This is a genomic window from Streptomyces sp. NPDC030838 (genome assembly GCF_055572035.1).
Window position 1 is genome coordinate 66634 of sequence record NZ_JBVIED010000009.1, and the last position, 12624, is coordinate 79257.

The 12624-nt window shown below is 72.1% G+C and carries 11 protein-coding genes; 5 read left to right on the forward strand and 6 right to left on the reverse strand.

Going from position 1 to position 12624, the window contains the following annotated elements:
• The first annotated feature begins 45 nt into the window (after positions 1–45).
• Positions 46–2508, forward strand: coding sequence for a SpoIIE family protein phosphatase (locus tag ACZ42A_RS22990; protein WP_468529123.1), 2463 nt, complete (start codon positions 46–48; stop codon positions 2506–2508).
• A gap of 87 nt (positions 2509–2595) precedes the next feature.
• Here ACZ42A_RS22990 and ACZ42A_RS22995 read toward each other — a convergent pair whose 3' ends face one another.
• The 3 genes from ACZ42A_RS22995 to ACZ42A_RS23005 form a co-directional block, all read right to left on the reverse strand.
• Positions 2596–2787: a hypothetical protein gene (locus ACZ42A_RS22995; protein WP_468529124.1), complete on the reverse strand. Its 192-nt coding sequence runs from the start codon at positions 2785–2787 to the stop codon at positions 2596–2598.
• Between the two features lie 137 nt (positions 2788–2924).
• Positions 2925–5201, reverse strand: a complete 2277-nt coding sequence (locus tag ACZ42A_RS23000; protein ID WP_468529125.1) for a catalase — start codon at positions 5199–5201, stop codon at positions 2925–2927.
• Between the two features lie 117 nt (positions 5202–5318).
• Positions 5319–5573 carry a hypothetical protein gene (locus tag ACZ42A_RS23005; RefSeq protein ID WP_468529126.1) on the reverse strand — a complete coding sequence of 85 codons (255 nt, stop codon included), beginning with the start codon at positions 5571–5573 and terminating at the stop codon, positions 5319–5321.
• 253 nt (positions 5574–5826) lie between these two features.
• On the opposite strand from ACZ42A_RS23005, the gene ACZ42A_RS23010 reads away from it, so the two are divergent.
• The 3 genes from ACZ42A_RS23010 to ACZ42A_RS23020 all read left to right on the forward strand — a co-directional run bounded on the left by ACZ42A_RS23010 (position 5827) and on the right by ACZ42A_RS23020 (position 7414).
• On the forward strand, positions 5827–6426 hold the full coding sequence (locus ACZ42A_RS23010; protein WP_468529127.1) for a hypothetical protein: 600 nt from the start codon (positions 5827–5829) through the stop codon (positions 6424–6426).
• A 126-nt stretch (positions 6427–6552) separates the two neighbouring features.
• Positions 6553–6963: a VOC family protein gene (locus ACZ42A_RS23015; RefSeq protein ID WP_468529128.1), complete on the forward strand. Its 411-nt coding sequence runs from the start codon at positions 6553–6555 to the stop codon at positions 6961–6963.
• A gap of 31 nt (positions 6964–6994) precedes the next feature.
• Positions 6995–7414, forward strand: a complete 420-nt coding sequence (locus tag ACZ42A_RS23020; RefSeq protein WP_468529129.1) for a helix-turn-helix transcriptional regulator — start codon at positions 6995–6997, stop codon at positions 7412–7414.
• Here the strand turns inward: ACZ42A_RS23020 and ACZ42A_RS23025 are convergent.
• The gene (locus tag ACZ42A_RS23025) at positions 7398–8738 is read right to left on the reverse strand and encodes a hypothetical protein (RefSeq protein ID WP_468529130.1); all 1341 of its coding nucleotides are present in this window, start codon (positions 8736–8738) and stop codon (positions 7398–7400) included. The two genes, ACZ42A_RS23020 and ACZ42A_RS23025, sit on opposite strands and share 17 nt — an antisense overlap.
• A gap of 288 nt (positions 8739–9026) precedes the next feature.
• Between ACZ42A_RS23025 and ACZ42A_RS23030 the strand changes: the two genes are divergently transcribed.
• Positions 9027–11618 carry an NACHT domain-containing protein gene (locus ACZ42A_RS23030; RefSeq protein ID WP_468529131.1) on the forward strand — a complete coding sequence of 864 codons (2592 nt, stop codon included), beginning with the start codon at positions 9027–9029 and terminating at the stop codon, positions 11616–11618.
• Here the strand turns inward: ACZ42A_RS23030 and ACZ42A_RS23035 are convergent.
• Positions 11569–11868, reverse strand: coding sequence for a hypothetical protein (locus tag ACZ42A_RS23035; RefSeq protein WP_468529132.1), 300 nt, complete (start codon positions 11866–11868; stop codon positions 11569–11571). The genes ACZ42A_RS23030 and ACZ42A_RS23035 overlap by 50 nt on opposite strands.
• Before the next feature lie 138 nt (positions 11869–12006).
• Entirely contained in the window at positions 12007–12624 is a 618-nt protein-coding gene (locus ACZ42A_RS23040) for a hypothetical protein (RefSeq protein WP_468529133.1), read from the reverse strand.

Sequence of the window (12624 nt, forward strand, 5' to 3'; positions counted from 1 at the left end):
ATCACGCGGACAAAAGGGAACATAGTCGAGTGGAGGATGGAACCAATGGATTCCGTGCGAAAGGGCTCCGATCCGCCCACGTCCGCAACGCCGCGTGATCTGTTCGACGCGTCCACCGACGCGGCAGCCGTACTGTCCGCCCACGGCGTCGTGATCGGCTGGACCCGGGGCGCCGAGGATCTCCTCGGCTACCGGGCGGCCGAGGTCGTCGGCGGCTCCGCCGCGCCCCTGGTGGCGATGCCCGGTGATCCCGGGCGGGTGGCCGGGGTCGTCGAGCGGTGCCGGGCCGGCATGGGGTGGAGCGGCTTCATCACCCTGCGGCATCGCGACGGCCACCGCGTCGACGCCGACCTCAGGGTCTCCGCGTCCTTCCGGGTCGGCGAGGATGAGTGCTTTCTGGTCTCGGCCCGCGAGCTGCGGCAGCAGTGGGCGGTGGGCCAGTCCGTCCTCGAGGGATTCCTGACCCGCTCGCCGGTCGGCATGGCGGTGATGGACCTGGAGCTGCGCTATGTATGGCTCAACGACACCCTCGAGCGCTTCGGCGGCGTGCCCCGCGAACAACGCCTCGGGCGCCGGCTGAGCGAGGTGCTGCCCGGGTTGCAGGGCGAGGCCCTCGAGGGCCTGATGCGCAAGGTCCTGGAGACCGGAGTCCCGGTCACCGACTACGAGTACGTCGGATGGAGCTGGGCCGATCCACACCGCCAGCACGCCTACTCCACCTCCTTCTTCCCCTTGGTGGACGCGGACGACTCCGTCACCGGCGTCTGCTACATGGTTCTGGACGTCACCGAGCGCTGGAACGCCCGCCGGCTGCTGTCGCTGGTCAACGAGGCCGGGGTCAGCATCGGCCGGACGCTGGACGTGCTGCGCACGGCCCAGGAACTCGCCGACTTCGCCGTGCCCCGCTTCGCGGACTTCGTCATCGTCGACCTGCTCGAGCCCGTCCTCAGCACCGCGGGGCACGGAGCGTGGCTGACCGACGAGGGACCGGCGTCCGCCCGGCCGGTGATGCGCCGCGCCGGGATGAGCTCGGTGCGGGAGGGCTGCCCGGAAGCGGTGGCGCGGGTCGGCGAGCGGGTCGACTTCATCCCTCCGCCCGGCGATGTGAACATGCTCTTCACGGGCGAACCGGTCCTCATTCCGGTCCTCGATCCGGACGACGAGATGTGGGCCGCCGAACCGCCCGAGCGACTCACCAGCATGCGGGAGTACGGCCTGCACTCGCTCATCTCCGTGCCGATGCGCGCGCGGAACACCGTCCTGGGGCTCACCACCTTCCTGCGGTCGGCCAATCCCGCCTCGTTCCAGCCCGACGACGTCCTGCTGGCCCGGGAGATCGTCGCGCGAGCGGCGCTGTGCGTCGACAACGCCCGCCGCTACACGCGGGAACACACCGCGGCGGTCACCCTGCAGCGCAGTCTGCTGCCCCAGGCGCTCACCGGCGGAGAAGCGCTGGAGGTGGCCTCCCACTACCTGCCGGCGGACGTGACGGGCGGGGTCGGCGGCGACTGGTTCGACGTGATCCCGCTGTCCGGCGCCCGCGTCGGCCTCGTGGTCGGCGACGTGGTCGGCCACGGCATCACCGCGGCGGCGGCCATGGGCCGGCTGCGCACCGCGGTGCAGACCCTCGCCGACATGGAGCTGCCGCCCGACGAACTGCTGGCCCATCTCGACGACCTCGTCCTCCGGCTGAGCGAGGAGCAGACCTCCGAGGAGGGCGCCGAGCAGAGCACGACCCCCTTCCTCGGAGCCACCTGCCTCTACGCCGTCTACGACCCGGTCAGCCGGCGCTGCACCATGGCCCGGGCCGGACATCCACCCCCTGTCGTCGTCACACCGGACGGGCACGTCTCCTTCCCCGAACCCCCCGCCGGCCCTCCGCTCGGGCTGGGCGGCATCGCGTTCGAGTCCGGCGAGATCGAACTGCCCGCGAACAGCCTGCTCGGGCTCTACACCGACGGCCTCATCGAAGGACCCGACGGCGACCTGGAGTCGGGCATGTCCCGACTCGGCGAGCTCCTCGCCCGGCCCGGCACCGACCTCGACACCCAGTGCCGGTCCGCCGTGCAACACCTCGTGTCGCTGCCCCAACGCGACGACATCGCCCTGCTGCTCGCCCGCACACACGCCCTGGACTCCGAGCACGTCGTCTCGTGGGACGTGCCCGTGGACCCGGCCGCCGTCGGCGAACTCCGCGCCCTGGCCACGCGTCAGGTGGAGGCCTGGGGCTTCGAGGAGCTGGCCATGACGACGGAGCTCGTCGTCAGCGAACTCGTCACCAACGCGATTCGCTACGCCCAGTCGCCCATACGCCTACGCCTGCTCCGTGACTCCCGCCTGACCTGCGAGGTCGCCGACGGCAGCAGCACCGCCCCACGGCTGAGACACCCCCGCAGCACCGATGAAGGCGGCCGGGGCCTCTTCCTGGTCGCCCAGCTCGCCCATCGCTGGGGAGCCAGGTACACGCCGGAGGGGAAGATCATCTGGGCGGAACAGGAACTCCCGTGACGGCTCGGGCCGTCACGCCCGCGCCGGAGACTCCGGCCGGCGCCGTACCCGGGACCGGGGAGCCGCCGGACACGGCCGGCTGTTGGCTCAGTCGCCGCCGTCCGCATCGCCGCCCCGCCCGCCGCCCGAGCGCGCCGACCGGCGGGCCAGTTCACCGCCCGCGAGGGTCACCCTGGCCACCGCCCGCACCCAGCGAGGACCACCCCGCGCCGCCCACACGACGCAGACGCATCCGCCCACGGTGAGCAGCAGAACGCAGGACAGCAGGAGCACGGCCATGGAAAGGTCCCCCCTCGGGTTCGACGGTCGGCGCCATCATCTCAGCAGGCACCGCCCGGACGGGCGCGGTGGCCCCTCGGAGGAGAGAGGCCACCCGAGGGGCCATCGCGCCACGTCCGCACGCCCGTCGGACCACGTCAGACCGGCGTCGCGAACCGCTCCCACACCCGGTGGGCCCCCAGCAGGCGGACGACCTGCTCCAGCGCGGCGGTGGGGGAGTCCGTGAGGACCACGCCGGGCGCGTCCACGGGCACGCCCGCCGCTTCGAGGGCGACCTTGCCGCCCGCCCAGGCGCCGATGGCCTTGCCGTGCCGGAACGCCTCCGTCAGCAGCAGCAGGACACGCGGGTCGCACGGCGTCGGCTCCGCGGCGGCGGGCGTGGACTTCGCGTCACGGGCGGTGTACGCGTCGCTGCCCACGCCGGGGGTGCCGGCCAGCAGGAGGGCGTCGAACTCGACCGAGCGCGCGGTGACGTAGGTGCGCTGCACCGTCACCGCGCCGTCGTCCGAGCCGAGGCTGCCGCCGGCGGGCGCGACGACCAGCGGCACCATGCCGGCGTTCAGCACCGCCTCGCGCACCGCGCGGACGCCGTCCAGTTCGCCGTCCGCGCCGGTGACGATGCCGACGACGCGCCCGTCCACCGGCCACGTCCGGCCGACCTGCGACAGCGCCGGGCTCGGCTCGACGTCGGCGAGCGGCACGGTCGGCGCCGGGGCGGGCAGGCCGAGCCCCTGGGCGACCTGTTCGCACAGCTCGGGATCGATGTTGGCGAGCACCCGCAACTGCCGCTCCTTGACGGCCTGTTCATAGCACTTGCCGAGTTCGAAGACGTACGCGCCGATGATGTGCTCGCGTTCCACCGGGCTCATGCTCAGCCAGAACCGGCGGGGCTGGCTGAAGTGGTCCGCGAACGACTCCGGGGCCTCCCGCACCTTCGTCGCCTCGGGAATGCGCACCGGCGTCTCGACGTACGCCCCGGTGTCCGCTCCGGCCGTGAAGGGGCAGCCGCCGTCGAGCGAGTTGGGCCGGTAGGGAGCGACGCCCCGGTGGACCGCCGTCTGGTGCATGCCGTCGCGCTGCATGTCGTTGACCGGCGCGTGCGAACGGTTGATGGGCAGCTGCGGGAAGTTGGGCCCGCCCAGCCGGGTGATCTGCGTGTCCAGATAGGAGAACAGCCGCCCCGCGAGCAGCGGGTCGTCGGTGATGTCGATCCCGGGGACCAGGTGGCCGACGTGGAAGGCGACCTGCTCGGTCTCGGCGAAGAAGTTGGACGGATTGCGGTTCAGGGTGAGCAGCCCGACCGGCTGCACCGGCGCCAGCTCCTCGGGGACGATGTTCGTGGGGTCCAGCAGGTCGATGCCCTCGAAGGTCTGTTCCGGAGTGTCGGGGAAGGTCTGGATGGCCAGCTCCCACTGCGGATACGCGCCCGCCTCGATGGCGTCGGCGAGGTCCCGGCGGTGGAAGTCCGGGTCCACCCCGCTGGTGATCTGCGCCTCCTCCCACACCTGGGAGTGCACACCGAGCTTCGGCTTCCAGTGGAACTTCACCAGCGTCGTACCGCCGTCGGCGTCGACCAGGCGGAAGGTGTGGACGCCGAAGCCCTCCATCATCCGGAACGAGCGGGGGATGCCCCGGTCGGACATGTTCCACATGGTGTGGTGGGTGGCCTCGGTGTGCAGGCTGACGAAGTCCCAGAAGGTGTCGTGCGCGCTCTGCGCCTGCGGGATCTCCCGGTCGGGGTGCGGTTTGCCGGCGTGGATGACGTCCGGGAACTTGATCGCGTCCTGGATGAAGAAGACCGGGATGTTGTTTCCGACCAGGTCGAAGACGCCCTCACTGGTGTAGAACTTGGTCGCGAACCCGCGGGTGTCGCGCACCGTGTCGGCCGACCCGCGCGATCCCAGCACCGTGGAGAACCGCACGAACACCGGTGTCTCCACGTCCTTGCCCAGGAACGCGGCCTTGGTCACGGAGGTCGCCGTGCCGTAGCTCTGGAACACCCCGTGCGCGGCCGCGCCCCGGGCGTGCACCACCCGCTCGGGGATCCGCTCGTGGTCGAACTGCATGACCTTCTCGCGCAGATGGTGGTCCTGGAGCAGCACCGGTCCGCGCGGTCCCGCCTTGAGCGAGTGGTCGGTGTCGTACAGCCGGGTGCCCTGAGCGGTGGTCAGGTAGGCGCCGGACTGGGCCATCCGGGCCTGCTCGGCGCCGGTCGGCTGACCGGTCGGGGACACGGTCTCCGGACCGCTCTGGTCCGGTTTGGGCGGCAGCGGCTCCCTCGGGTCGGTCGGTTCGGCGACCGACGGCGACTCGGCCCCCGGCTTGCCGGGGATTCCTTCCGCGGGTCCGCCGTCGCCCTGCAAGCTGTCGGCCACCTTGTGGGCTACCCGCTTCAGGGGGTTGGCCTCGCTCATACGTCCTGCTCCTCGGCTCGTGTCGTTTCGTACCGCCCTCGGGGCGCGCGCGGCGAGTACCCACGCGCGCGGGGGTCAGTTCCGGCAGCAACGGGCGCAGGATCAGCGGCGGGTCGGTCAGCCGACCGTCTCGCCGTCGTGTGTGCCGCCCTGACAGCGCTGGGAGACGCCGTTCGGCCCCATGCCGTCTACGGAGATGATGATCATCCCGCCGCCCTGGATGCACTCCTGCGCGGTGACGTCGACCGGAGCCCGAGCGGCGCCCGGGGCGGCGGCGCCGGGCAGGCCCTGAGCGGCGACGGCCTGAGCGGGGGCGGCGCACAGCGCCGACACGGCCAGCACGGCGGCCGGCACCCATGACGACTTGTTCATCGCAGACTCCTTCTCACCCGTGCCCTCTCAGCGTCACCGCCCACCGCCCGCCCCGCGACCGGACAGACGCACCCGGGCGACGCGCCGAATCAGGCGTGCTGCCGCGCGCGCCGGCCTGACCGGTACCGCCGGGGTTTCGCCCCCCCCTGGCCGGGAAGGCCGGACAGCCGTCGTGCGAAGATCCGGAACCTACCGCTCATGAGCCGGGACCGGATCGGCGGTCCGCGGCGACCACGCACCGAGAGAAGAACGCATGCGCACCACCGTGATCAGGGCCGGACGGCTCGCGACCGCCGCCGCGGGGGCGGTTCTCCTCACCGGCTGCGGTGGCGGCGCCGCGTCCTCCGCCCCGACCGCTGTCGCCTCCCCGGCGTCGTTCGGCCAGAAGGACGTGCGGGCGGACCTGGACGCGGCCATCGCGGCCGCCGGACTGCCCGCGGGACGGACGGAACCGGGACCTCCCTCGGCCGGCCGATCCGCCGGCCCGGGGGCGACCGAGAAGGAACGAAAGCGGGCCGCCCTCAGCGCTCGTGTGTCGCCGTGCGTGGTCTCCTGGCAGTCCAACGGCACAGGAGGGTCGTCCACCGGGGCAGACCCGGGCGAGGCGCGGCGGCAGCTGGACGCCGTGCTCGCGGATCTGGTGGCACGGGGCTGGAAGAAGACCGGCCGGCCCGAGGAAGTGCCGCTCGGCGACGACGGCACGTACTTCATGGCCACGTACAAGAAGCAGGGGTGGACCCTCAACGCCCGGCACATGGCCACGCCCCCTCTGAGCCAGTCCACCGCCATGGCCACAGAAGAGTCCTGTTTCGGCCGCCTCACCGACGAGGAGCTGGCCCTCCTGGAGGACTGACCCAGGTGCTCGCTCGGGAACCTCGCTCGGGGACTCGGTCAGCAACCTCGGTCAGCAATCTCCGTCAGCAATCTCCGTCAGGAACGGAGAAGCGCGAGGCACCTCCCCGCGCCTAGCCTGATCGTTATGGACATCACCATTCACACGGCCTCGCTCCCGCACGACGACCCGGACGCGTCCCTGGCCTTCTACCGCGACGCCCTCGGCTTCGAGGTCCGCAGCGATGTCGGGCAGGGCAAGATGCGCTGGATCACGGTCGGCCCCGCCGGCCAGCCCGACGTGTCCATCCTCCTGGCGCCGCCCGCCGCCGACCCCGGGATCACCGAGGCCGAGCGCCGCACCATCGCCGAGATGATGGCCAAGGGCACCTACGGCTGGATCCTGCTGGCCACCCGGGACCTCGACGGCACCTTCGCGAAGGTGCAGGCCCGCGACGTCGAGGTCGTCCAGGAGCCGACCGAGCAGCCGTACGGCATCCGGGACTGCGCGTTCCGGGACCCGGCGGGCAATCTGGTCCGCATCCAGGAGATCCGCTGAGCCGTCCCCCGCGACGCGAAGGAGTTCCCCGATGTGTCACCCCTCGTGGGGACGCGCACGCACCGCGGCGCAGCGCCTGGCCGACCTCGCGCGACTGCGCCGCGTCCGCGACCGGATCGACCGCGAGTACGCGTGGCCGCTGAACGTCGAGGCGCTCGCCCTCGGCGCGAACATGGCCGCCGGGCACCTCAGCCGCCAGTTCCGGCTGGCCTACGGCGAGTCGCCGTACACGTATCTGATGAGGCGTCGTATCGAGCGCGCCACGGCACTGCTGCGGCACGGGGACCTCGGCGTCACCGAGGTCTGCCGCGCGGTCGGCTGCCCGTCACCGGACATCTTCGGCACCCGCTTCACCGAGCTGGTCGGCATGCCGCCCGGCGCCTACAAGCGGCAGACGGCGGGCCCCTCGGCGGGGATGCCGCTCGTGACGAGCCCTACCGGTAGTTCCTGATCCGGCCGAGCCGCGTCGCCGGCAGGCCTCCGGTGCGCACCGGGCCCGGGCGCGCCTCCTTCTGGGAGCCGTGGAGACCACCGGCGGCCGGCCACTCCTGGACCGGTCGCCACAGCCGGGCGAGCGCCAGCGGCACGCCGATCACGGGGATCAGCCATACGGCGACGTACAGCCGGTCGAGTTCGACCGCGACGGGATGCGCGGCCGCCGTCGCGAAGCCGGTGGCGCCCATGGCGATCACGCACAGCGCGACCGGCACCGAGCGCTGCCACACGCCCCACGCGCCCGCCGCGAGCAGGAAGAGCAGCAGCGGCGCGAGGGCCTCCTTCTGGAGCCACTGCCCCCAGTAGTCGAGGTTGAGGCGGACGAGGGACTGCCATGGATCGGCGATCTCGGGCCGGGTCCAGTGCAGTGTGAAGGTGTCCTGGATCGAGTCGGTCGTGCCGGGCAGCCTCAGCGCCCGGCTCAGCACCAGCACGGCCAGTGCGCCGCCCGACGACAGCCCGGCCAGCCACCAGGTTCCGCGGTGCCGGACGCGCCGTACGAAGAGCAGCGCGGTGACCGCCGCGGCCGCCAGGAACAGACCCGCGATCAGGAAGCTCGAGTACCTGACGGCGACCCCGCAGCCGAAGGCGCCGGCGAACAGCACCGCACCTGGCATGACGCGGCCGTGGAGCAACCACACCGAGGCGAGCAGCAGCGCGGCCATCAGCGCCAGCGTCGGGCCTTCGGTGAGCGGCCGGCCGCCCCAGGAGGCGAGCGGGGTCACGTAACAGAGGGCCTGCCCGAGCACCGCCGCCGGTGGCGGCGCGCGCAGGGCGCGCAGCAGCAGGTACACGAGATATCCGGCGAGCGCGGTGCAGGCGAGCGCGACCAGCGTGAGCCCGGCCTTGGCGCCCAGCAGCGCCACGAACGGCGCGGCCGCCAGCGGGAAGCCGGGCCGGGTGTGGAAGATCCTCTCGTACCGGGGGTCGGTGGGCTCGAGCCCGTTCGCGTACGTCTTCTCGCACTGTGCCGCGTCGGCGGCCTCGCGGCCCGGTTCGCGGAACGTGAGCGGGTCGAGCATGCGGTTGCGCTGGACCAGCCTGGCCGTGTCCTCGCAGTACGCGGCGACGGCCTTGTGTGTCGCGGCGCGCGGTGAGTCGCCGAGGAACTCGAAGGCCTGGCGGGCATAGCGGTAGGAGTCGTTGGAGAAGCGGGTCGCCGGGTAGCCCAGGACGTGCAGCAGCACGAAGGCCGCGGCGACGAGCGCGGGAAGGGCCCGCGGCAGCCGACGACGCGTTTCCGCACTCGGCGTGCCGGAACCGGGAGAGCTGGCGGTCACCTCACAAGCCTCGGCCGGAATCGGCGAGTCCTCCACTTGAACGGGGCGTCCGGCCGCCGCGGGAGTGGACTGCATCGGGGCGCTCGGCCGCCGCGCAGCGCGCTCGCCCTGACCGCCCCGCCCCCACCGTCCAGAGTGCGTCATTCACTCTGTATGCATGGGAATGCATGAATACTGACCGTTATGTGAGACCATAGACGGTGGTGGCCCTGGCTCGTCGGCGCGGCCGGACTGGCCGCACTGTCGGCAGCCGTCATCGTGGCGATGCGGACCGGCGGAGAAACGGCCGTGGCGTCCCTCAGCATCCTGATCTCCACGACCGTCGGCCTCCTGGGATGGTCGTGGCACCGTTCACGCCCCGTCGCCCCGGCCAACACCGCCGAACTCGACCAGGCCACCGAAGCCCTCGCCGCCATGGTGCGCCGGCAGTGGACCGAGGAAGCCGCCGCACAAGGGCTTCTCGACCCTCACCCGCTGGCCGTGCGCTGGCGCAGCGCCCAGGCGGAGGCCGGTGACCACGTCCGCGTCGTGGGCCGTACGCTCTCGGGCCGCAGCGACGACCTTCCCGCCTTCGCCGCGGGCTTCCTCGCCCTGCCCCACCGGCGGCTGGTCGTGCTCGGCGAACCGGGTTCCGGCAAGACCACCCTGGCGATGCTGCTCGTCCGGGAGCTGCTGCTGCGTCCGCAGCCGGGCGAGCCCGTTCCCGTACTCCTGCCCCTGGCGTCCTGGAACCCGCTCGCCGAGTCGCTGAGCGGCTGGCTGGCCCGCCGTGTCCACGAGGACTACCCGGCGCTGCGCAATCACGAGCTGTACGGCAGGTACGCCGCCCGCAGACTGGTCGCGGAAGGCCGTGTCCTCCCCGTCCTCGACGGCTTCGACGAACTCCCCGACGCGCTGCGGCCGAAGGGCCTGCACGCCATCAACCAGGCCATCGCCGTGCACGGCCCGCTCATCCTCACCTCACGCGTCGCCGAGTACGACCACGCCGTGGAAGCGGGCGACGTGGTCACCGCCGCGGCGGTCGTCGTCGCGGAGCCGGTCACCCCCGACGACGTCGTCGACTACCTGCGCAACACCGTGACACCCCGGCGTACGGCTGCATGGCGACCCGTCGTCGACGAGCTTCGAGGCAACCCCCGCGGACCCCTCGCACAGGCCTTCTCCGTCCCGCTGAACGTCTGGCTGGCCCGTACCGTCCACTCCGCCCCCGGCACCGACCCGGCCGAACTCACCCGCCACAGCGACCCCGACACCTTGCAGCACCACCTTCTCGACGCGCTCGTTCCGGCCGTCTTCAAGGGCCCGCCGAGCCGGCTCGACCCGTCCGTGCCGGACAGCCGCCGCGCCGCCGCGGCCCGTTGGAGCCCGGACCAGGCGCACAGCACCCTTGGATTCCTCGCCGCCCACATCAAACGGGAGGGCACCGAGGACATCGCGTGGTGGCAGCTCCACCGGGCGCTGCCACCAGACCCCGCGGGCCCCCTGTCGGCGCCGCTGGCGGGAGCGGTCTTCGGCCTCGGTGCCGGATGCATGGCGGGCGACTACTTCAACATGGCCCTTCCACCCCTCGCCCGGCTGGTGGGTTTCCTGGTGATGACCCTGGCCACGGCGGCTGCCGGAACGGTGATGATCAAACTGGCGTGGCGCAGATGGTCCTGGGGCCGGCTCGGCGCCGCGGCTGTCATGCTCCTCGCCTCGGCGCTCTGCGTCGGCGCAGTCGTGGGGCGGTGGACCGCGGCGGCGCCGTACTCGTTGTTCGGGAGCGTCATGGATCTCCCGCGGCCCGCTCCAGGGGCGGGTCTGAGGGCCGGCTTCGGCTGGGCGCTCGCCCTCGTGGTCTTCGGACTGGGGGCGGTGGTGGTCTCGGCTGTGAGCGCCGCACGCGGCCGCACCGGCGCGGGACATCGCCGGAGCCGCCGGAGGATGAGCCTCAGGGGCCACCTGAAGAAGGTGCTCGCCTTCGGGTTTCTCTTCTGGCTCGGTGCCGAGTTCACAGGGGTCCTCGTATATCTCTCGGTTCAGCAGAGCGCGGCACCCGGTTTTCTCGGTGCGACGTTCCCCGCCTTCTGGGAGGATTTCGAGTTCGCGTCCCGGCGTGCGGCATTTCGAGCGTTCGTCTTCGTGATGATTCTCGGCATCATGCTGGCCCTGGCGCTCGCCGACGAGGCATCGCCCCCGACGCGCCTGGACTTCCGCCTCCGCGGCCGGATCGGCCTGCTGCTCGCGGAGCTTCCGAGTGCGCTGGGGCGTGGTCTCCTGCTCGGTGTCACGCTCGGAACGGCCCTTGCCTTCGTATCGCCCTGGACGAAGGACATTCCGCTCACCACCAGGCTCGCCACCACCGGCGGCCTGGGCGCCTCGCTGGGCCTTCTCTTCGGTATCGGGCTGGGGATCCTTCGGTGGTCCCGCGCTCCGGCGGACCTCCATCAGGCCACACCGGCGTCGACCCTGCGCGGTGACCGCACAGTGGCCGTCACCATCGTCGCGCTGGGGGTGATCCCGCCCGTTGTGAAGTGGGTGGTGAGTACCGCGGCCGACCTCAGCCATGCCCCGGTTCTTCCGCTGCGGCTGATCGGCGACCTGCTCGCCAGCCCGGAGGCGAACGTGGCTCTGGGGCTGGCCGCCGGCCTCGTCATCGCCTCCAACACGGCTTTCTTCGCCTACCGCGAGACCTGTCTGCGGCTCGCCGGGGAGGGCCGGCTTCCGCGTCGGCCCATGGCATTCCTGGAGGACGCTCATCTGCTGTATCTGCTGCGGCAGGTGGGCGCCGTGCACCAGTTCTGTCACGCGCGACTGAAAGACCGGTACGACGGAGGCGGAGGCGGCGGCGTCAGTTCTCCCTCACCATTCCCAGCAGAGGTTCAACGGCCTCACTGCTGACGAAGAACCTCTCGCCGCCTTTCAGCTCCACGCGGACCGCGCCCGCCGGCATGACCTGGCAGCCACCGCTCTCGCAGTTCCAGGCACTCGTCTCGGACGGGTCGAGCTGCTTCCGAGCCTGGTCCAGAATTTCTCCGATCGACCAGGGGCCCGGCTCACCGCCGAGCAGTTCGACGGCATGGCCGTCGACAAAAACGGTGGTGGCCTGGTGACTTACGCCACCCTGGGGATTCAGATTCTCCGACGCCATGAACTACGCTCCTCATACGGCTTCCGCAATCCATCGTGTGCGAAATCCAGCGTGGGCCGCATTCGTCGGAAGCTCGCAGCGACCACGCTAAGACCGCGTCCGTCATGCCGCCACCGGACGGCATCCGCGAGCCGTGTCTCACGCGAAGTGTTCCTCCGCGCCGTCCCCTTGGGCGAGGGCCAGTCCGAAGAGCGAGCCGGTCGCCGCGGTGAGCCCGTTCGCGCACGCGGCGGCTGTCCCGGCCGGTACGGCCATGCGCCGCAGCACCCCGGAGACGGCGTCCTCCAGCAAGGCGAACCGAGCGACGAGCAGCCGTGGCCCCGCCGGCCCGGTCCGGCCGTGGTCGGCCACCAGGGTCATGACCTCGTGGGCACGGCGTTGCAGATCCGCGAGCGGCTGCCAGGCATCGGCCTGTCGTCCCGTCGAGCGAGGGTCGGCCAGCACCTCGCGCAGCCGGCCCCCGAGATCCGCGTGCCAGGCCGTCATCGCGCCGGCCATCTCCGCACAGAGGCCGTCGAGGCACATCCGGAGGACCGCCACGCCCGCCGCGATGCCCACCGGCGCCGGACGCCTGCCGGCCGCCGCTCCCGTGGTGGACGGCCGCGCGGTCACGCCCAGATAGTTGCGCAGAACGACGGGCATCACCTCGGCCGGAGCCGACTCCACGGGGTCGGCGGGCACCAGCGCCGAGCGCACGGGGGTGAGGCAGCGCGCGGCCTGCTCGGCGGCCGTGCGGCAAGCGTGGTCAGTGGGCAC